The 19,971-nt window shown below is 36.3% G+C and carries 14 protein-coding genes, 1 tRNA gene, 2 rRNA genes and 1 pseudogene; 9 read left to right on the top strand and 9 right to left on the bottom strand.

Going from position 1 to position 19,971, the window contains the following annotated elements; translation table 11 throughout:
* The first annotated feature begins 947 nt into the window (after positions 1–947).
* From map to AACL20_RS00770, 4 genes are all read left to right on the top strand, one after another.
* Positions 948–1,718: a type I methionyl aminopeptidase gene (gene map / locus AACL20_RS00785; RefSeq protein ID WP_339052264.1), complete on the top strand. Its 771-nt coding sequence runs from the start codon at positions 948–950 to the stop codon at positions 1,716–1,718.
* A 95-nt stretch (positions 1,719–1,813) separates the two neighbouring features.
* On the top strand, positions 1,814–2,728 hold the full coding sequence (locus AACL20_RS00780; protein WP_339052263.1) for an ABC transporter substrate-binding protein: 915 nt from the start codon (positions 1,814–1,816) through the stop codon (positions 2,726–2,728).
* Positions 2,729–3,490 carry an ABC transporter ATP-binding protein gene (locus AACL20_RS00775; RefSeq protein WP_339052262.1) on the top strand — a complete coding sequence of 254 codons (762 nt, stop codon included), beginning with the start codon at positions 2,729–2,731 and terminating at the stop codon, positions 3,488–3,490. It abuts the gene before it with no gap.
* A 236-nt stretch (positions 3,491–3,726) separates the two neighbouring features.
* Positions 3,727–4,521, top strand: coding sequence for a hypothetical protein (locus AACL20_RS00770; RefSeq protein WP_339052261.1), 795 nt, complete (start codon positions 3,727–3,729; stop codon positions 4,519–4,521).
* A 398-nt stretch (positions 4,522–4,919) separates the two neighbouring features.
* On the opposite strand, the gene AACL20_RS00765 is transcribed toward AACL20_RS00770, so the two are convergent.
* The 5 genes from AACL20_RS00765 to AACL20_RS00745 form a co-directional block, all read right to left on the bottom strand.
* Positions 4,920–6,134 carry an IS256 family transposase gene (locus tag AACL20_RS00765; protein ID WP_339051785.1) on the bottom strand — a complete coding sequence of 405 codons (1,215 nt, stop codon included), beginning with the start codon at positions 6,132–6,134 and terminating at the stop codon, positions 4,920–4,922.
* A 98-nt stretch (positions 6,135–6,232) separates the two neighbouring features.
* Positions 6,233–7,036 carry a pseudouridine synthase gene (locus tag AACL20_RS00760; protein WP_339052260.1) on the bottom strand — a complete coding sequence of 268 codons (804 nt, stop codon included), beginning with the start codon at positions 7,034–7,036 and terminating at the stop codon, positions 6,233–6,235.
* Positions 7,033–8,001 (bottom strand): biotin synthase BioB, encoded by a 969-nt coding sequence (bioB, locus tag AACL20_RS00755; protein ID WP_339052259.1) that lies wholly within the window; start codon positions 7,999–8,001, stop codon positions 7,033–7,035. Before bioB ends, AACL20_RS00760 begins: the two co-directional genes overlap by 4 nt.
* Positions 8,002–8,182: 181 nt before the next feature.
* Positions 8,183–8,267, bottom strand: a tRNA-Leu gene (locus AACL20_RS00750).
* 314 nt (positions 8,268–8,581) lie between these two features.
* A protein-coding gene (locus tag AACL20_RS00745; RefSeq protein ID WP_339051669.1) for an IS5 family transposase occupies positions 8,582–9,402 on the bottom strand; the annotation gives its coding sequence in 2 pieces (ribosomal slippage) (positions 8,582–9,015 and positions 9,015–9,402; 822 coding nt in all).
* On the opposite strand from AACL20_RS00745, the gene AACL20_RS00740 reads away from it, so the two are divergent.
* From AACL20_RS00740 to nuoE, 3 genes are all read left to right on the top strand, one after another.
* Positions 9,401–9,526, top strand: a complete 126-nt coding sequence (locus AACL20_RS00740) for a hypothetical protein (RefSeq protein WP_339052258.1) — start codon at positions 9,401–9,403, stop codon at positions 9,524–9,526. The genes AACL20_RS00745 and AACL20_RS00740 overlap by 2 nt on opposite strands.
* 495 nt (positions 9,527–10,021) lie before the next feature.
* Positions 10,022–11,194 carry an NADH-quinone oxidoreductase subunit D gene (locus AACL20_RS00735; protein WP_339052257.1) on the top strand — a complete coding sequence of 391 codons (1,173 nt, stop codon included), beginning with the start codon at positions 10,022–10,024 and terminating at the stop codon, positions 11,192–11,194.
* A gap of 5 nt (positions 11,195–11,199) precedes the next feature.
* A complete protein-coding gene (gene nuoE / locus AACL20_RS00730; protein WP_339052256.1) occupies positions 11,200–11,724 on the top strand; it encodes an NADH-quinone oxidoreductase subunit NuoE in 525 nt (174 codons plus the stop codon).
* A gap of 522 nt (positions 11,725–12,246) precedes the next feature.
* Here nuoE and ybeY read toward each other — a convergent pair.
* Together ybeY and AACL20_RS00720 are read right to left on the bottom strand one after the other, a co-directional pair.
* Positions 12,247–12,738: an rRNA maturation RNase YbeY gene (ybeY, locus tag AACL20_RS00725; RefSeq protein WP_339052255.1), complete on the bottom strand. Its 492-nt coding sequence runs from the start codon at positions 12,736–12,738 to the stop codon at positions 12,247–12,249.
* A complete protein-coding gene (locus AACL20_RS00720) occupies positions 12,735–14,492 on the bottom strand; it encodes an ABC transporter ATP-binding protein/permease (RefSeq protein ID WP_339052254.1) in 1,758 nt (585 codons plus the stop codon). Before AACL20_RS00720 ends, ybeY begins: the two co-directional genes overlap by 4 nt.
* A gap of 558 nt (positions 14,493–15,050) precedes the next feature.
* On the opposite strand from AACL20_RS00720, the pseudogene AACL20_RS06850 reads away from it, so the two are divergent.
* Both AACL20_RS06850 and AACL20_RS00715 read left to right on the top strand, forming a co-directional pair.
* Positions 15,051–15,416, top strand: a pseudogene (locus AACL20_RS06850) (transposase).
* A 6-nt stretch (positions 15,417–15,422) separates the two neighbouring features.
* Positions 15,423–15,617: a hypothetical protein gene (locus AACL20_RS00715; RefSeq protein WP_339052253.1), complete on the top strand. Its 195-nt coding sequence runs from the start codon at positions 15,423–15,425 to the stop codon at positions 15,615–15,617.
* Positions 15,618–16,756: 1,139 nt separating this feature from the next.
* Here the strand turns inward: AACL20_RS00715 and rrf are convergent.
* Together rrf and AACL20_RS00705 are read right to left on the bottom strand one after the other, a co-directional pair.
* Positions 16,757–16,871: ribosomal RNA gene (gene rrf / locus AACL20_RS00710) — 5S ribosomal RNA — on the bottom strand.
* Positions 16,872–16,992: 121 nt separating this feature from the next.
* Positions 16,993–19,763, bottom strand: a 23S ribosomal RNA gene (locus tag AACL20_RS00705).
* Between the last annotated feature and the right edge of the window lie 208 nt (positions 19,764–19,971).

Here is a 19,971-nt window from a genome sequence, read left to right as displayed (position 1 = left end):
TACTTTTGCATCAATTTAATATGTACTGCGCTCAAGTAAGTGCACACTCGAAGATTTGAGTAGCATGATTTTTTAGAGTATTAGTGAATTTCTAAGTCAAATTATTACAGCTAAAACAGTATAAAAGAGTCGCGATATATGTTATGATGTTAGGTAATACTTAAAGGAATGAAGCATAGTATGTCCTATTCAATTTAGGAAAAAGATATTAAAAATGATAAGAAGTTGATGAAATATTTATAAAGTTGTCTGAACGATTTAAAAACTTGATATAACTCTTTTATACTGCTTTGGCCATGCATATTTGCGAAGAAGTTAACGAAGTAATACTTTAAAAATTAGGCAAAAAAGGTCTGCACAATTGACTTTGCCGGCGATGCCATGTAACAAACTTAAAAAAGCTACACAATATACAAATCAAAGTAGCTAATTTATGCCATTACCAAACTGTACATTTAGTGATATAATTTGGCCTATTATTTTGAAGATACAACAACACCTGGCACAGTTTATGCTTACTATTTACCTCTCTCTATATGTTTACTAGAGCATGATATATTAACATACAACATACTGGAGCATATGTTTGAAGTAATGCAAAGTATAAGTATACCATAGGTAAATAAGGAGTTTGTATTTGATTATAGCAATGATCACAAAGTGCACGCACGAGGATTGTTATGGCATGATTTTTTAATTTCTGTGCTTAATGCTTTTACATATTTGCGTAGAGATTAACAAAGTAATACTTAAAAATCAGGCCAAAAAGTCCTACATAATAACTTGATGAACATGGCCATGTACACACGGAGTTAGACTTCAAAAAGAGCTAGGAAGAATGCTGGTGCATGTGTATAACAAAATACATAAGGAGTATTCTAAAAAGCGCTAATTTAGAAAAGTATGACGAGTATATAGCTGATTTAAACATATTTAAGAAAAATACAGTGAAATCTGAAAAACAAAATATTATAATACACTCTAAAGAGGATTTTGAAGGCATGCGCAAAGCTGGAAAGCTAGCATCTCAAGTCCTAGATTATATAGCTGATTTTGTGGAACCTGGAGTAACTACAGACCATCTCAATACGTTGTGCCATGACATGATAATACAGAAAGGTGCTGTTCCAGCGCCTTTAAACTATAAAGGCTTCCCAAAATCAATTTGTACTTCTGTAAATCATGTTGTCTGTCACGGAATTCCTAGTAACAAGAAGCTGGAGAATGGTGATATCCTCAATATAGATGTGACTGTGATAGTTGATGGATGGCATGGTGATACCAGCAGAATGTATTCTGTTGGTGACAATGTTAGTATCAAAGCAAAACGCTTAATACAGATTACTTACGATGCTATGATGCTTGGAATAGAAGCTGTAAAACCTGGTGTAAAACTCAATACCATAGGCAAGGTAATACAAGAATATGCAGAGAAACATGGATATTCTGTAGTACGTGACTATTGTGGTCATGGTCTTGGTAAAATATTTCATGCACCGCCTCAAGTATTGCATTACTATGATGAGGAATTAGATGTTGTACTCACAGAAGGAATGTTTTTTACGATAGAGCCAATGGTTAATGTTGGTGGGTATAAGACTAAATTGCTGAGAGATGGTTGGACTGCCGTGACTCAGGATAGATCACTTTCTGCTCAATTTGAACATTCTTTAGGCGTAACAAGTAACGGCTTTGAGATTTTCACTGTATCAAAATAGATCTTTTATTTATGACAAAATATTTCTCATATAAAAAACTGGCAATTACATTTATAATTATCGCTACATTTCTAGGATTGTGTTTTATTCTACTTTTGGAAAAAAACAATCAACTCCCTAAAATAGCAATAGCAAGTTATGGACCTCATGCTTCGCTAGACGATACAATTAGAGGGATTGTAGATGGCTTGCAACAACATGGATTGCAAGATTCAAGAGATATAAAATTTGACAAAATGGATGTCAACTTCGATCAAAATATGATTATGCAGGTACTAACTAGACTTAGAGCTAGGCAACCTGATGTATTTGTAACACTTTCCACTCCTGTTTCACAGGCTGCTAAGAAAGCTATTATAGACGTTCCAATATTGTTCGTGAATGTTACAGACCCAGAAGCAGCAAACTTAGTACATCAAGGAGAATATAGTTCTGGAAACATCACTGGTCTATCTGATAGACAAAATTTAGCAGCATTCCTTGATTTTGTAACAAGTATTATGCCAGAAGCTAAAAAGATCGGAATGCTATATTCTACATCTGAAGTGAATGATATATCTTTACTTGATATGATGAAAGAAGCTGCTAAGGTCTATGATATGGAAGTAATTGCAGTACCGATAGATAGTCAGAGAGATATTCCGCTAAGAATGCAAAGATTTAGTAGCGATCCTGTGGATCTTATATATGTTGGGACGAGCGGATATATACAACCCTCACTTCCTGCAATTGTTGCGCAAGCAGACAGGTTAAAGATTCCAGTTTTTAATGCAGATGAGAACGCTGTTAAAGAGAATCTTGTTGTGGCTAGTTTTGGAGTATCGCATTACAAAATTGGTCTTGCCGCATCTAATATAATAGTTCAACTACTTGATGGTGTAAATCCAGCTTCCATACCGATTATATATCCTCAATTATCTGACCATGTTTGTTTTATAAACAAGAAAAAAGCTGCTGCTTTCAATATTAAAATTCCTGAGAATTTAGATAATGTGACGGTGGTTGATTAAGTGCTGCATATAAAAAATGTCTATAAATCCTTTCCTGGTGTATTTAAGACAGCACTTGATGATCTAAGTTTTAGTTTGAACAAAGGTGAGTTTTGTGTATGCATAGGTAGTAATGGTTCAGGTAAGTCAACTCTGATTAAGACTATAGTAGGTGAACATAAAATTGATAAAGGATCTATAGTAATAGATGAAGAAGACTTCACAAACCTTTCACTACAGCAAAGGTCAAAATCTATAACATATGTTACCCAGAATATTACGAATGGCACATTTCAAGAAATGACTTTGCTAGAAAACTTGGCACTTGCAAGAATGCGAGTAACCAGCCCAAAACTCAAGCACTATATGTATAATATTGATAGAATAAAAGAAGAAGTAATATCTTTGAACTTAGGACTCGATAAATTCTTTAACTCAAAAGTTGGTAATCTCTCAGGTGGACAACAACAAATGATAGCAGTCGTAATGGCCACTCTTTTCCATACAAAACTATTGTTGCTTGATGAACACTGCTGTGCACTTGATCCAAAGATGCAGCGACAACTTATGTACTATACTGCAGCCTGTATAGTGAAAAATGATATTACATCACTTATGGTGACACATAACATGCAAGACGCAATTATGTATGGCGATAGGATTATTATGTTATCAGAAGGACGTATTGTACTTGATATAAACAAAGAAAAGAAATCAAAAATGAAACTAGAAGAATTACTTCAGCTATTCCATCAACATGAGGATATAGAGCATTTTAACTAATGGACTGGCAAAAAATTGAGAATTGTGACGATGCTAATTTTGAAAAATATAGCAGAATTATATTGCACGCTAATGCTATAACATGGGTAATTCACAGAGAAATGCGTAGTTATCAATATAGAAAAAGAGAATATAAAAAAGTCTTCTAACAAGATTTTAGCCTACTTTAAGTTATGCGCACTGTTTATTTATCTTATTTGAAAGTGCAAAAATTTATATTATTCATTTGAATTTTTATGTACGATATCTTAGATGACAACAATACACATGAAGAGGTGTGTATGAGCAGGTTACTTGGTGGTTGGAGCATGTCTCTAACACGTTATCCATTTAATGAGTTTGATTACATAATGTATGGTATGGTCACCAATCTTGATGGACTCACAACAGGAGACATAAACACACCGGGCTGGAGTCCAGAAAATGAATCAAAGCCAGATATGAATCCTTGTTTTCAAGGGAAAGGACTTTGGGTGTATGGAGGAGGAGGTTGTGCTCCTGAAGGGAAGCCATCTAGTACGTATGAGGTATCAAGAATCATCTCGGCAACACTAAATAAAAATTGGGACGGTGTTGATTTTGATGATGAGTGCAATATGAATATCACACTCATTATTGAAGCAATGAAAAAACTCAAAGAAAATGGTAAAGAAACAAGCTTTGGTTTTATTGCAGGTTATTCTTATAACCACCCAAATACGGAAGCAGGAAAGAAGTTAATGGATAAAGTGAATATGATCATAAAATCAGAGCAATGTAATCGACTAGTTCATTATTGTTATGGTTCTGCAATGTGGAATAAAGATGATATTGTGAATAACGTTAAACAAGCATTAGAAAAAAGTATCTCTTATGGCATGGATAAAGATAAAATTATTTTAGCACTAACTACTAAAGGTCTTACAGACTGGAACCTCAATTATTTTCTTGATCAAATTATTAATTTGAATTTAGGTGGTTTGTTCATATGGAGATATGATGAAATCACTCCACGCCATCTTCAAATCATTAAGGAACGTTTAAATAAATAGCCCTGAAGATATATAAATTCTGATATAACATAATCTCATCCACCAAAAGCCTAAATCAGCGGCATTACTAATCACTCATGTATGGAATTTTTAGTATAGCTAAATTTTTGAATGGTTTGTATAAAATAGGCATTATACAGCTTGTCCACTCTTGAAAAAGTACTCAAACGCTTTTCAAATTGCAAGTGCATATTCAAAAACGTAAATGTAATGCTTGCTATAAAAATCCGTAAGTTTTTTGCGCTTATTATAACATTTTCTTACGGATTTAAAATAATATTTTAACACTCTAAACAGCATTTTATGCCGTTTCTGAGACCTCTGGCGTATATAAAAGAGTCAATCCGCCACAAATTGATTGGGTCTTTCTCATTGATTGTGTAAATTTTTTAGAGCCATTAAAATCTCCCATCAAATTTGATTATAAAATGAGCCATAGCTTCATTCCAGTTAGAGATAGGCATGGTCCATTTTTTGGTAATATAATCAATCGTTAGGTATAAAACCTTGAATACCGAATCATCATTTGGGAAAACACGCTTATTTCTTGTAACTTTTCTCAACTGACTATTCAGCGATTCTATAGCATTTGTAGTGTAAATTATCTTACGGATACTCTCTGGATATTGCAGAAATATTACAAGATTCTCCCAATTATTATACCAGGATTTTGCTATATGTGGATATCGTTTACTCCATTTCTTATCAAAAGATTCTAGGGCAAGATGCGCTTCATCTTCAGTAGCAGAGCTATAAATAAGCTTTAAATCTGATGCCAATAATTTTCTGTCTTTATATGATACATACTTCAGGCTATTTCTAATTTGATGTACTATACAAAGCTGATGCTCAGTTTTGGGATAACTTGCGCATATAGCTTCAGACATACCAGTCAGGTTATCACTACAGGCAATTAATATATCTTTTAATCCTCGATTCTTCAATTCAGTAAAATTACTAAGCCAGAATTTAGATCCTTCATTCTCACTTATCCATAATCCTAAAATATCTTTCCGGCCCTGTAAATCTATACCCAGCGCAACATATACTGATTTATTAATTATCTGTTTATCTTGCCTTACCTTAACTATTAAACAATCAAAATATACTATAGGATATAATGGTTCAAGAGGTCTACTCTGCCAAATTCTAACCTCATCAATTACATCATCTGTAACCCTACTAATTAAACTCTCACTAACTTCTGCTCCATATAATTCTTGTAATTGGATCTTGATATCAGACAAACTCATCCCCTTGGCATACAGAGATATTATCTTTTGATCTAAACCATCTATTCTTGTTTGATTCTTGGAGACAATTACAGGTGCAAATTTACCTTCTCTATCTCGCGGAATATTTAACTCGATACTGCCATTCTCAGTAATCAAATTCTTATTATAATGACCATTCCTGCAATTCTCAGTTTCAGACCTATCATATTTGTTATAACCTAAGTGTTCAGACATTTCTGCCTGCAAGGCTCTCTCCAAAATACTCTTCGTTAATTCCTTAATCAATCCATCCTGCTTCAGTACTGTCTTTAAATCCGCTCCTCCTTCTATCAGTAAATCTATCGCTTCATTTATTTTCTTATTCTTTTCTGTCTTCATTCTAATTACCTATATTCTTTATTAATTCCAAATATAGGCTCTACTATAATTTACACAATCTTTGATAAAGACTCAATTGATTTTTAACGAACAGACTACTAAATCTCCATAATTTTGCGCATCTCCTCTGCATTTGCTTCTCTTATAGCTCCTGTTTGTAGATCTCCAAGATTGAAAGGTCCATAGTGAGTTCTGATAAGTCTACTAACTTCCATGCCAAAATGCTCAAATATCTTGCGGATTTCTCTGTTTTTTCCTTCTGCTAGCGATATTTCAATCCATGAATTTGAAGTAGAATTCTTTGCTAAATGGTTGATGCTATTTTTAGCCTTTTTTTTAGGCCACATCAACTTACTCTTACTATCTGTATAAGTATGTTTTCTCTCAGGTATGCTTACTGCAATGCTCTTATATGATATTCCATCGATGGTAATGCCATCACTCAGAGCTTTCATTTGTGTATCGTTTATAGAGCCAAATATTCTGCATCTATATCTGCGTGTTAATTGATTCGCGGGAAGTTCAAGTTTTCTTGCTAGACTTCCGCTATTGGTGAGTAATAACAAACCTTCGGTGTTATAATCAAGCCTGCCTACTGAAATAACTCTTGGCAGATACTCTGGGAGAGATTCAAAAACTGTTTTTCTGCCCTTGGTATCTTTGTGTGAAGTAATGAGCCCTCTTGGCTTGTTATATAGCCATATTCTTGCTTTTGGAATTGCGCCTAGCTTTTTTCCATCAACTGTAATAGATTCCTGACCTGATACAAGAGTGGCAGGATGTAGTACAGGCTGACAGTTTAGCTTTACTTTTCCCTCTAATATTAATTTTTCTGCATCACGCCTAGAGCAGTAACCAGAGCTTGCTATAAATTTTGCTATGCGTTGATTTTTGTTTGTCATATTGGCTCACAATTAGCTTCTAGTAACTTTTTTAGTCCAAGTTTCTGAAATAGTATTTCATCAGCGCTCAGTGTATTATTCTCAGTAGTCAGCAATTTATCTCCAGCAAATATAGAATTAGCACCAGCAAACAAGCAAAGTGCTTGTAATTCTTCAGACATGCTTACTCTGCCAGCAGAAAGTCTTATGTAAGATCTTGGCATCATCACTCTTGCAAGCGCAACTAGCCTAACAAATTCAAATGGCTCAACGTCGAATTCAGCTTCAAGCGGTGTTCCTGGGATTTTTACAAGTAGATTAAGAGGTACAGATTCAGGTGGCTTGTCTAAATTAGCCAAAACCATTAGCATTTTTATTCTGTCGCTCAGTGATTCCCCCATTCCTATTATACCGCCGCAACAAACGCTCATACCAGCTTCTCGCACGCACTTTATAGTGTCGAGTCTATCCTGAAATGTTCTTGTAGTAATAACATTTGGATAAAAATCTTCAGACGTATCAATGTTATGATTATAATAATCAAGACCTGCTTCTTTAAGTAGCGAAGCTTGACTAGAATTTAGTAGACCAAATGTAGCGCATGTCTCCATACCAAGAGATTTGACGCCTTTTATCATCTCTATAGTTTGCATTAAGTCTTTCGAACTTGGAGAGCGCCATGCGGCCCCCATACAAAACCTTGTTGCTCCAGATTCCTTTGCAGATCTGGCTGCATTCATCACAGACTCCAAATCAGAAAGCGGTTCTTTCTTTAATTCGGTTTTATAATGTGCAGATTGTGAACAATACTTACAATTTTCAGGGCAGCCACCAGTCTTTATGTTAAGCAAGGTACTTACCTGTACAGTATTTTGGTCAAAATGTTCTTTAAGAACAGTATGAGCGCTATATATCAAGTCGAAAAATGGCTGATTGAACAAGGCATTCGCCTCTTCAAGTGACCAACGCTTTATCGAGTTCGTCATTAATTTATCAAAAATATACTATGAGAAATAACAGAATACATTAGACCTCTTGCATAACCTGTTCAAAACTATGATTTTATTGTCACCAATACATAAAAATACTCACGGAGATCATTGTTGCGACGTTTTGCAAAAAATTTCTAGCTCAGAATGAGGTTATGCAAGAGGTCTATTATATAAATGGTGCGGCCGAAAAGACTCGAACTTTCACCTCTCGCGAGACAACGCCCTCAACGTTGCGTGTCTACCAATTCCACCACGGCCGCACATAAGATAATTCTACGAATTACATGACAAGTATTGATTAGCTCAAAACCAGAACTATAGTTCAGCAGAATAACATAAACCTCAAATTCGATACAATGTTTTCTTTAGCTAAACTTTACGTAATATAGTTTTACTAAAATTACAAGAGAACAAGATCTAAAAAAAGAAAAGATGACTGATATAAGCAAATATCTACTTCTTGTAGATGAAGAATTGATATTTTACTTGCATACATATGAAGTTAGACTTCAAAAAGAGCTATGAAGAGTGCTGTGGGCATGTATATAATCAATAGACCTCTTGCATAACCTATTTAAAGCTCAAAGTTATAGATACCAGCAAGTAAATTAAACCTTAAACCGAATCGTTTTCTTCTGTTCCTATAACGATCAGCGATAATTTTAAATCGTTTGATCATGCCTATGACGTTTTCATTTAAAACACGTTCACTAGACAATTGACGATTTTTCTTTTTATCTTTCCTGCTTAGTGGTCGCTTTTTTGTCTTTTTCTTTGGTAACTCTGAATTATAATGCAACTTATCAATGCCTTGATAACCAGTATCTGTAAGAACTTTAATCTCAGGGTGGATGTGAACTCCGGATTCTTTAAATAACCTGAAATCATGACGCTTGCCATTAGAAAAATTAGTGCAAATGATTTCTTTTTTCCTTTTATCCACAATAAGCTGAGTTTTTAGAGTATGTCGCCTCTTTTTTCCCGAATAAAAGTGCTTCTGTTTTTTTTAGGTCGTTCTATCGGTGTTTCAGTAGCATCAATTAACACAAGTTCGTATTCAGAATCGCTTTTTAGTAATGCTTTACGTCCAGGTAGTGAAAATCGTTTATCTTTAATTAGAGTATCTTCAATCCAACGTATATTACGATAACAGGCACTTTCACTTATTCCATAACTGCGGGAAATATGAAAATATGTCCTGTATTCACGCAAGTACTCAAGCGTCATGAGTAATCGATCTTCTAAAGCCAATTTATTGGGTTTTCCACCTTGAGACTTTAAAATAGCTTCAGCTTCTTTTAATATACTTAGTATAACTTCAAACGTTCCTCGTTTAATGCCAGTAAGCCTGCGAAACTCTTCTGCGTATTCATCTTTGATGTTTTCAAACTTCATGTTATCCTTGATAAAATCAAGGATTTTAATCAATTTATATGGTTATGCAAGAGGTCTAATATATAACGAGCGATCTTTCAGGCGCCAACTTTTGAAGTGTGACGAGTATACTGCATCGAAATAATTAATACACAGCCGAACTCCTCTCTTCGGGACTAATGTATAGCATTTTATCTTCTATATTACAAGTCTCTGTATAAATAAGCAGTTCAAGTATCAATAAATATAGACATAGTGCAGAAAATCTATTTAGATACATTATCTAGAAAAGCGCAGAGTATCGCAAGATTTCAGGATTGCAGCTTATTTTTGAAGAGAGTAAATTTATGAAAAAGGTGTGTGCAATTAATTGTTTTTGCGTTATATTTAGTATATTGGCGACTATAAATCGCAAATACAATGCAAATTCTAAAAAATTAATGCAGAAAGCGGCAAAATCCATGTCATTTGCCACACATGCTTATGTAATATTTAAGCTTCGATATCTACATTTATTCTTAATACGTATGAATATATTAGCTATTATAACTACTAATAGTATAAAAGTTCATTTTGCAACGTAGTGATAATAAGTATAAAACATATAGAGCGGACATCAAATAAACAGAGTTAATTGATTATGAATGATAAGAGGAATATTGCTATCAATTTTGGGCCTCAACATCCTGCGGCACATGGTGTACTGCGCTTAATTCTTGAAATGGATGGGGAAGTTATAACTCGTGCTGATCCACATATTGGGCTGTTGCATAGAGGTACTGAAAAATTGATAGAATATAAAACATACCTACAAGCCGTACCTTATTTCGATAGGCTTGATTATGTCTCTCCAATGGCACAAGAACACTGTTTTGCTCTTGCGGTCGAAAAGCTACTTCAATGCGAAATACCAATACGTGCTAAGTATATAAGAGTTCTTTTTTGTGAAATTACCAGAATTTTGAATCATTTGCTTAGCATTACTACTCATGCTTTGGATATAGGAGCGATGACACCACTGCTTTGGATGTTTGAAGAACGCGAGAAGATGATGGAATTTTATGAGCGCGCTAGCGGAGCTAGAATGCATGCTTCTTATATTAGGCCAGGAGGAGTTGCAAGCGATCTGCCAAAAGGACTTCTGAAGGATATAGAGCACTTCATCAAATCATTCCATGATAAGATAGATGATATAGAGACTGTTTTAACGGAAAATAGGATATTCAAGCAGCGGTTAGTTGGAATAGGTGTAGTCACTCCAAAAGAAGCGCTGGACTATGGCTTTTCTGGCCCTATGATCCGTGCATCAGGTGTCGCTTGGGATTTGCGCCGTTCTCAGCCGTATGAAATATATAACGAATTAGACTTTAAAATTCCAGTTGGAAAAAACGGAGATTGTTATGATAGATATCTAGTGCGTATGGAGGAAATGAGACAGTCTATAAAGATTATAGAACAATGTTTAGATAAGATGCCAGAAGGTGAAATTAAAACTCAAGATCCTAAGATATCGCCACCTAAGCGCAGTGAAATGAAAAAGTCTATGGAGGCTTTAATTAATCATTTTAAGCTTTATACGGAGGGTTATACTGTACCAGCAGGAGAAACTTATGTTGCAGTCGAATCCCCAAAGGGAGAGTTTGGCGTCTATCTAGTATCGGATGGAAGTAATAGGCCATACAGATGTCATATTAGAGCGCCTGGTTTCGCTCATTTGCAAGGTTTGGATTTTATGAGTAGGGGGCATATGCTGGCTGATGTTGTGACGAATATTGGAACATTAGATATAGTCTTTGGTGAGGTAGATAGATAACTGATATGCATAATACAATAAAAAATTTCTCACAGCATGGAACTTTTAGCTTTACACCAGAAAATCTCAAGCGTGCTGAAGAAGTTCTGGCCAAATATCCAAAAGATAAAAAGCGCAGTGCTGTTATGCCATTGCTATATTTAGTACAAGAACAGCACGATAATTGGATATCGATAGATGCAATGGATTATATAGCAAAGATGCTTGAGATTCCATCTATGTATGTTTATGAAGTTGCACATTTCTATACGATGTATAACAAAGAACCAGTTGGTAAGTATTTATTTCAAGTATGCAGAACAACTCCTTGTTGGCTCAGAGGCTCAGATGAAATTCTTGTGAGTTGTAAAAAACATCTTGGAATAGGTGTTGGTCAAACATCAGAAGATGGAAAGTTTTCTCTAGTTGAGGTTGAATGTCTTGGGGCGTGTATTAATGCGCCGATTGTGCAGATAAACAATGATTATTATGAGCATCTAACTCCAGAAGCAACAATAGAGTTGATAGAATCGCTTAAGATAAAGAAATAAATGGTAAGATAATTACTATCTTGAGCAATATACTAGCCATATTTTTCAAAAATTAGCGTCCTCTAAGCAGTATATCCGTTAAAAATTGCTTTGCTATGCAAATAAATTTTTGTGGAGAAGTTAAATGTACAAAAAGTAGTACATGATTTGGCCCTGTGCTAATTTTTGGATACGTTATTACTCATGTGCCGCGCGCAAACACTGCTTTCACAAAATCAGTAAGGTTTTTGCGTTTATTGTAACATTTTCTTACGGATTTAAAGCGCTATTTTGACACTCAGAGCAGTATTTCATGCGCACTTTCGAGACTTTTGGTGCGCGTACTAATAACTCAATTTTTGGCGGATAGACTATTTATTATGTGATACAAGTGCATAGCAGAGTTTTTCAGCAATACAAAGAAGCGCATATATAAGTTTCGCCACTTTTTCTGCAGGACTTTCGGCGTCTCATCATTGCTTGCGTGCCAATGTAAACCTTTAGCTTCTTAAGAGTATGATGCAAGATGACTAGCAATTTTATTTAGTGCAGCTCATATGGATCTATTATACCCAACTTAATCAAAATTTTAATCTCTAATGCTTCCATAATCTCTCTATCAACATCAAGTATATGATCAAAGCCTAATAGATGTAGAATACCGTGCACAATGAGATGAGCAAAATGCGCCTGAAACTCTTTTCCTTGAGAAACAGCCTCTCTTTCAATAACACCAAATGCAAACGCTAAATCTCCTAAGAAAATATCCCGCTCTTTGAACTGACTACTCAATACATGTTCTTCATAAGGAAAAGATAGAACATTAGTAGGGAGATTTTTATTTCTATGCTTAAGATTCAGTTCTTGCATAGTATAATCGCTTGCCAAAAGTATAGATATTGTAATACTTTTTAATTCAGTAAACTGCTCAAAATGAGTCAAAGTGCATTTTGCGATACTTCTTATATATTGCTTGATTTGTCTTAAACTTCGCCAATCACTACAACAAAATCTAATCTCACAATTTATTTTCATATAGAATCTCTGGTTTTAGATGACTGAGCATTCCATAGAGTACGATATAAGCCATCTGTATCAATTAGCTGATCGTGTGAACCATCCTGCACTATAGAGCCAGATTGCAATACTATAATTCTATCCATAGAACGCAGTGTAGAAAGACGGTGTGCAATAACTATAGTAGTTGTCTTTCTTTGGCTAAGTACCTCATGTATAGATTCTTGTATCAATGTCTCTGTATGTGTATCTAGTGCAGAAGTCGCTTCATCCAAAATCAGTATAGGAGTATTTTTCAATATCGCTCTTGCAATTGCTATTCTCTGCCGTTGACCACCGCTTACTTTTATCCCCCTCTCTCCTACAATGGAATGATAACCATTTGGCATGTTTTTTATCTCATTATGTATACGTGCCTTCTTAGCAGCAGCATAAATCTCTTCTGTAGATGCTTCATATTTTGCAATCTGTAAATTTTCCAAAATACTTCTATGAAAAAGGGTAATATCCTGCGGTATCACAGCAATCTGTTTTCTAAGTACTTCTTGTGTTATATTTTTGATGTTATGTCCATCTATTAAAATACTGCCCTTAGAAATATCAAAGTACCTTAACAAAGATTTAATTAAGGTAGTTTTGCCAGCACCAGAAGCGCCAACAATCCCAACATGCTCTCCTGCTTTAATATGCAAGTTTAAATCACTAAATACCACTCGTCTAGCGTTGCTTTCTTTGTCATATATTACATCCCCAAATCTTTCAATATCGTCGTATGAAAATGTTACATTCTCAAATTTTATATCACCACTAACCCTTGGAATGAGTGTGACATTTTTTGGGTCTTTAACATCTAACTTGGAATTTATGAATTTATAAGAAGATTTTATAATTGCAATTTTTGGGTTTATAGAAAATAGCATATTCTCTAGTAAACTATCCAACTCTCTATGTATGTTCAAAGTAACCATTGCGATAAATGCGAAGCTTCCTGCTGTAATTTGTGCAGTCTGATAAAGGTATATCAAAACACTCATCTGGATCCCACCCATTAATATCACTATGATAGTATCTGCCATATCTACATAATAAGCATCATACTTTCTTGCAACTCTATCCGCATTACGCCATCTATTTAATGATGGAATGAGCTTGAGACGAAGATCAGACATTACACTACCTATTATCTTTATACTGAATATGTTTGAAATGGAGTCATTTATTATTCCAATAGACTCCTGCCTCGCTCTTGTATATAATTCTTGCAAATGCATCTGCTTCCTTAACAGAACAAATAAAACAGGAGCGTACAGCGCAACAAATGATATTAGAACTAAAGCTGTGATATAATTGACAACAAAGAGAAAAACTATACCTATTATTATAGATGAAATGTTGATAAGCGATCTGTAAAAAAGACTTATAAGCGCGATTATGCTCTCTTGCAGGTCAGTAACTTTTGCAGCTATTTCACCAGACAAATGAGACTCAAACCAGTGCAACGAGTGCTGCATGGTTTTAACACAAGCCTCTTCAACAACTGTAATCAATATCTGTGGTTTATACTTTATATCAAAAAGTCTACCGATGAAAAATATACTATGATGCCCAACTTTGAATAGCACAAACATACATAACATAAACTCTGCACTTTTGCTGTGATAAAGTGCGTGCCCAAACGTTAGGTTCTCTCTGTTATTACTGATGCCATCTATTATCTCTTTAATCTGATAATTTACAAATACACTAAACAGTGCAGCACTGACTGCCAACAAAGACAGACTTAATAAATACACCCTATATCTTATAACAAAAGAGCATAGATAACTTGATAAGTCTTGGTTCATTTTAGCAACTTTTTATTTTCTATTCTAACACCTTAGATGCAGCACTTTAACAATACCATACTTTTTTGTTAAAATATCAATAACCAACAGCTGTATATAGAGCAAGTTGCCAATTAACTGATTGGTTGCATGGTAGATTGTTAGGGAGTTATATGTTATTTTAAAATTTTTTAACACATAAAAATAACCTATGAAAAAGGATTGTACTGAAATGTACTGTTTTGTCGATGATGTTATGCAAGATCTATATTGCAAATTGCCTGCAATTAATAATTGCAAATCTAAACCTGGAATGAAGAATTATTTGTCTAGCAGCGAAGTATTAACCATACTAATTTGTTACTATGAATCTTGTTGTGATTGTTTTAAGCACTATTATGAGACAATTATAATGCAAGGATCATGCAGATGATTTTAAGCTTGTTAGCTATGTACACTTCACAAAATTAATTAGTAGAAATTTTCAGTATTTTATTATGTTACTGCTTGCATTTATTAAAGGATTGCACAGGTATTTCTTTTGTAGACTCAACCAGCATTAGAGTCTGCAAAAATTATAGGATTTATTCTCATAAAGTTTTTAATGAATCAGCAAACCGAAGTCACACTACTAAAGGTTGGTTTTTTGGTTTGAAGCTTCATTTGGTAATAGATCCATGAGGTAATTTGATAAAAGTATCTTTTAGTAGTGGAAATCAAGATGATAGAAAGGCTTTAAGGCAGATGATTACAGGTCTTTTTGGGAAAATGTTTTGAGATCATGGATATGTATCAAAAGAATTATTTGAAGATCTGTATTCTCAAGGTATTCAGCTTATCACAATGGTGAAAAAAGGCATGAAAAATATATGAATGCCAATGATAGATAAGGTGATGTTGCTAAAAAGAGCTTTAATTGAGACTGTCATAGGAAAGCTTAAATTTCTCGGCAAGTTTGAGCATTGTTTTTCTGATAAAAAGATGATGAAGCGAAGAAGTGCAATTGAGCCTATAATCGGAGATTTGAAGCATTTTGGTCGCCTTGGACGTAATTATCTGCGAGGGATAATATGAGACATAATAAACCCATTTATATCAGCCATAGGTATGAATCTGAATGCTATAGGACGCACACTATGGTAAATTAAGTTGAGGTTTACGTATTAAAGAATTGAACCAAAGCATACATATGTTATTACTTTTTCCGAAAATCTTCGCTGTATGAGGATGGCATTTTCCTTTGAGTGTAACACACATCTATATATATGCGTAAACTTCAACTTAATTTACTATATCTGGCTAATCACCTTAATTTAAGCAGATAAAAATCAAATGCCACAAAGTGGCAATAGAGGATACATGCTTAAAACACAGCATTTTGCACGCCTTGCAGACATTTTTCTCATTCTGCCATAAAAAATCACAGCAAATTGACACAGATACCGTCAGCTGAGCAACAAAACATATAATAAACAATACACAGTTGTACCAAGGTATTTCAAAAGCTATAATGCATACTTTTACCGGATGGACAAACTAACAAAGTCTACATATGGCTTGCTGTTGATATGGAGAGAAATAAAGTTGTTGATTTTGAAGTGAGCATACCAGGGATTTTGCATCCTATCTTCCAATGGCTATGCGATTACAAATTAGCTACAAGATAGAGATATCATGCAGTGACCATTATGATGTTTATAAAAAATTTATGATTGCTAAAAGATTGCTAAAAAGCACTATTCTACTAAGGCATAAACGTCTTTAGTGGAATCATTCAACTCATTAATATTGCGCTATTTAACCAGGTTTCGTCGTAAAACCAAAGGTGACAGCAAGGCTATGGATATGATCTTCAATTCAATCTTAATGCTTTTTAATAAAAACTTGCTGACATCTATCTTTAGTTAGCAATGCCATAAACACCATTTGATACAGCTTCTGAGACTTTTGGCGCGCGTACTAGCTCTTTAATCCACCATTCCTATGTCTCTATTACACTGCAGATTCTGCTTTCAAATATATAATACATTCAACTTTCTTGACTTATCATATCCTATCGCAATAGAAGTATTCTATGCAAATAGAAAAATTACCATTATATCGAGTTGAGATTATTTGTGATATAAAGTTAAATTTATGATATTTTTTAAAAAGCTTAATGGAAAGAATAGAGAGTATCAGATGCTTCATAATAAATAAGCCCTGCTCTCAGAGCTTGGCAACATCCTACTCTCTCATGTCTTAAGACATAATACCATCGGCGATAGAGCTTTTCACTTCTGAGTTCGGAATGGGATCAGGTGTTTCATCTCTTCTATAACCACCAAGCCACAAGAACAGGGCTTTAAAATGTGAAGCAAACCAAAATGCTCTAATAAGAATAATCAGAGCACAACAAAAAAATAGCAAAAGCTACAAATTTAGTACTGCATGCAACAAACAGTCATTAAACATTAAATCAATCGTGCTATTAGTACTGGTTAGCTACACAGATTGCTCTGCTTACACACCCAGCCTATCAACGTGATAGTCTTTCACGGCACTAATTGGGAAAACTAGTTTTGAAGTGGGTTTCCCGCTTAGATGCATTCAGCGGTTATCCCTTCCATACATAGCTACCCAGCGCTGCTCCTGGCGGAACAACTGGTACACCAGTGGTATGTCCAACTCGGTCCTCTCGTACTAAAGTCAGATCTTCTCAATTTTCCTTACACCCACGGCAGATAGGGACCGAACTGTCTCACGACGTTCTGAACCCAACTCACGTACCACTTTAATCGGCGAACAGCCGAACCCTTGGGACCTTCTACAGCCCCAGGATGTGATGAGTCGACATCGAGGTGCCAAACGAGCTCGTCGATATGGGCTCTTGGAGCTCATCAGCCTGTTATCCCCGGAGTACCTTTTATTCGTTGAGTGATGGCCCTTCCACGCGGGACCACCAGATCACTATGACCGACTTTCGTCTCTGCTCGACTTGTCAGTCTCGCAGTCAGGCAAGCTTATGCCATTGCACTCTTACAGCTGATTTCCGACCAGCCTGAGCTTACCTTCGCACGCCTCCGTTACTCTTTGGGAGGCGACCGCCCCAGTCAAACTACCCACCATGCACTGTCTCAGACCTGGATTCACAGGTCGTGGTTAGATGTCAAAAATTAAAAGGGTGGTATTTCAAGGATGACTCCACAAAAGCTGGCGCCTCTGCTTCATAGTCTCCCACCTATCCTACACATTTAATTCCTAACACCAATGCAAAGCTATAGTAAAGGTTCACGGGGTCTTTCCGTCTAACCGCGGGCACTCCGCATCTTCACGGAGAATTCAATTTCGCTGAGGTAATATTGGAGACAATGGGGAAGTCGTTACGCCATTCATGCAGGTCGGAACTTACCCGACAAGGAATTTCGCTACCTTAGGACCGTCATAGTTACGGCCGCCGTTTACTGGGGCTTCAGATCAGAGCTTGCACTCCTCACCTTAACCTTCCAGCACCGGGCAGGCGTCAGACCCTATACTTCCTCTTTACGAGTTTGCAGAGCCCTGTGTTTTTGATAAACAGTCGCCACCCCCTAGTTTGTGCCACCTCATCTTAGTTGCCTAAGTGAGGCCACCCTTTTCCCGAAGTTACAGGTGCAATTTGTCTAGTTCCTTCAATATCATTCACTCCACGCCTTGGTATACTCTACCTGTCCACCAGTGTCGGTTTGGGGTACGGTCTATATGCCAGAGCTATTTCCTGGAAAGCTAAAACTGCGCTCAGAATCCATTAACTTCACACAATTCTTTACTTTCGTCACTACTGGCAGGCTCACGAATATTAACGTGATTCCCATCGACTACGCCTTTCAGCCTCGTCTTAGGAGCCGGCTAACCCTACGCAGATTAACTTTACGTAGGAAACCTTGGACTTTCGGCGGGGATGTTTCTCACATCCCTTTACGCTACTTATGTCAGCATTCTCACTTGTGATATCTCCAGCATGCCTTACGACACACCTTCACAGACTTACACAACGCTCCGCTACCGCTCATATGTTGTTACACACATGAACCCGCGTCTTCGGTATATAGTTTAAGCCCCGATACATTTTCGGCGCAAGATCGCTATTAGACTAGTGAGCTATTACGCTTTCTTTAAAAGATGGCTGCTTCTAAGCCAACTTCCTAGTTGTTTTGGCGTTCCCACATCCTTTCACACTTAACTATAACTTGGGGACCTTAGACGGCGGTCTGGGCTCTTTCCCTTTCGACTATGGATCTTAGCACCCACAGTCTGCCTGCTGTTTTATACTCGTCGGTATTCGGAGTTTAGTTAGGTTTGGTAAGGCTTTGGGCCCCCCTAGCCTATCCAGTGCTCTACCCCCGACGGTAACCAAACAACGCTCTACCTAAATAGATTTCGCGGAGAACCAGCTATTTCCGAGTTTGATTGGCCTTTCACCCCTAGCCACAAGTCATCTCACACTTTTGCAACAGTGACGAGTTCGGCCCTCCATTAAGTCTTACCTTAACTTCAGCCTGCTCATGGCTAGATCACCCGGTTTCGGGTCTAATGCATCTGACTAAGCGCCCTATTCAGACTCGCTTTCGCTACGGCTACACCTAACGGCTTAACCTTGCCAGATACACTAACTCGCTGACCCATTATACAAGAGGTACGCCGTCACAGCACCAATCCATAAATGGACTGGACTGCTCCGACTGCTTGTAAGCATTTGATTTCAGATTCTATTTCACTCCCCTAATCGGGGTTCTTTTCACCTTTCCCTCACGGTACTTGTTCACTATCGGTCGGTAGGGAGTACTTAGGCTTGGAGGGTGGTCCCCCCATATTCAGACAAGGTTTCACGTGCCTCGCCTTACTCAAATTCCTTACTGCTTTTTACTTATACAGGGCTATCACCTACTATGGCTCTCTTTTCCAAGAGATTCTAATTATTACAGCAAGAACATTGGCCTAGTCCGCGTTCGCTCGTCACTACTAACGGAGTCTCGTTTGATTTCTTTTCCTCTAGGTACTTAGATATTTCAGTTCCCTAGGTTTGCTTTCTAAGACTATTGATTCATCTTAGAATGCCGAGTAAACTCGGCGGGTTTCCCCATTCGGAAATCTGCGGATCAAAGGTTATTGGCACCTCCCCACAGCTTATCGCAGCCTGTTACGTCCTTCATCGCCTCCTACCACCAAGGCATCCATCAAATGCTCTTCTCATATTTAAAGCTTACTGACTGCTTTTATTGCTTACAGAACTAAATTTGTAATTCAGCTTTATTGATACGGTTATCATTATTTTTTCATTTGGTTTACATTCACAATTTCAAAGACAACAAGTCATCAACAGAAACAGGTTATAGAGGATTACACACAAATAGTCAACACTCATTTTACATTTTTTTATTCTACTGACAAATCAAATATGCTTGACAAG

The organism is Candidatus Lariskella endosymbiont of Epinotia ramella (assembly GCF_964019805.1).
Taxonomy (GTDB): domain Bacteria; phylum Pseudomonadota; class Alphaproteobacteria; order Rickettsiales; family Midichloriaceae; genus Lariskella.
The sequence above is the reverse complement of the archived record's forward strand: the minus strand, read 5'-3'. Positions and strand labels throughout refer to the sequence as shown.

Coding starts and splice junctions, on each gene's coding strand:
- bioB (WP_339052259.1), bottom strand. CDS start 8,001: ATGACGAACTCGATAAAGCGTTGGTCACTTGAAGAGGCGAATGCCTTG.
- nuoE (WP_339052256.1), top strand. CDS start 11,200: ATGCATAATACAATAAAAAATTTCTCACAGCATGGAACTTTTAGCTTT.
- AACL20_RS00735 (WP_339052257.1), top strand. CDS start 10,022: ATGAATGATAAGAGGAATATTGCTATCAATTTTGGGCCTCAACATCCT.
- AACL20_RS00715 (WP_339052253.1), top strand. CDS start 15,423: ATGATAGATAAGGTGATGTTGCTAAAAAGAGCTTTAATTGAGACTGTC.
- AACL20_RS00740 (WP_339052258.1), top strand. CDS start 9,401: ATGTTATCCTTGATAAAATCAAGGATTTTAATCAATTTATATGGTTAT.
- AACL20_RS00760 (WP_339052260.1), bottom strand. CDS start 7,036: ATGACAAACAAAAATCAACGCATAGCAAAATTTATAGCAAGCTCTGGT.
- AACL20_RS00765 (WP_339051785.1), bottom strand. CDS start 6,134: ATGAAGACAGAAAAGAATAAGAAAATAAATGAAGCGATAGATTTACTG.
- AACL20_RS00770 (WP_339052261.1), top strand. CDS start 3,727: ATGTACGATATCTTAGATGACAACAATACACATGAAGAGGTGTGTATG.
- ybeY (WP_339052255.1), bottom strand. CDS start 12,738: ATGAAAATAAATTGTGAGATTAGATTTTGTTGTAGTGATTGGCGAAGT.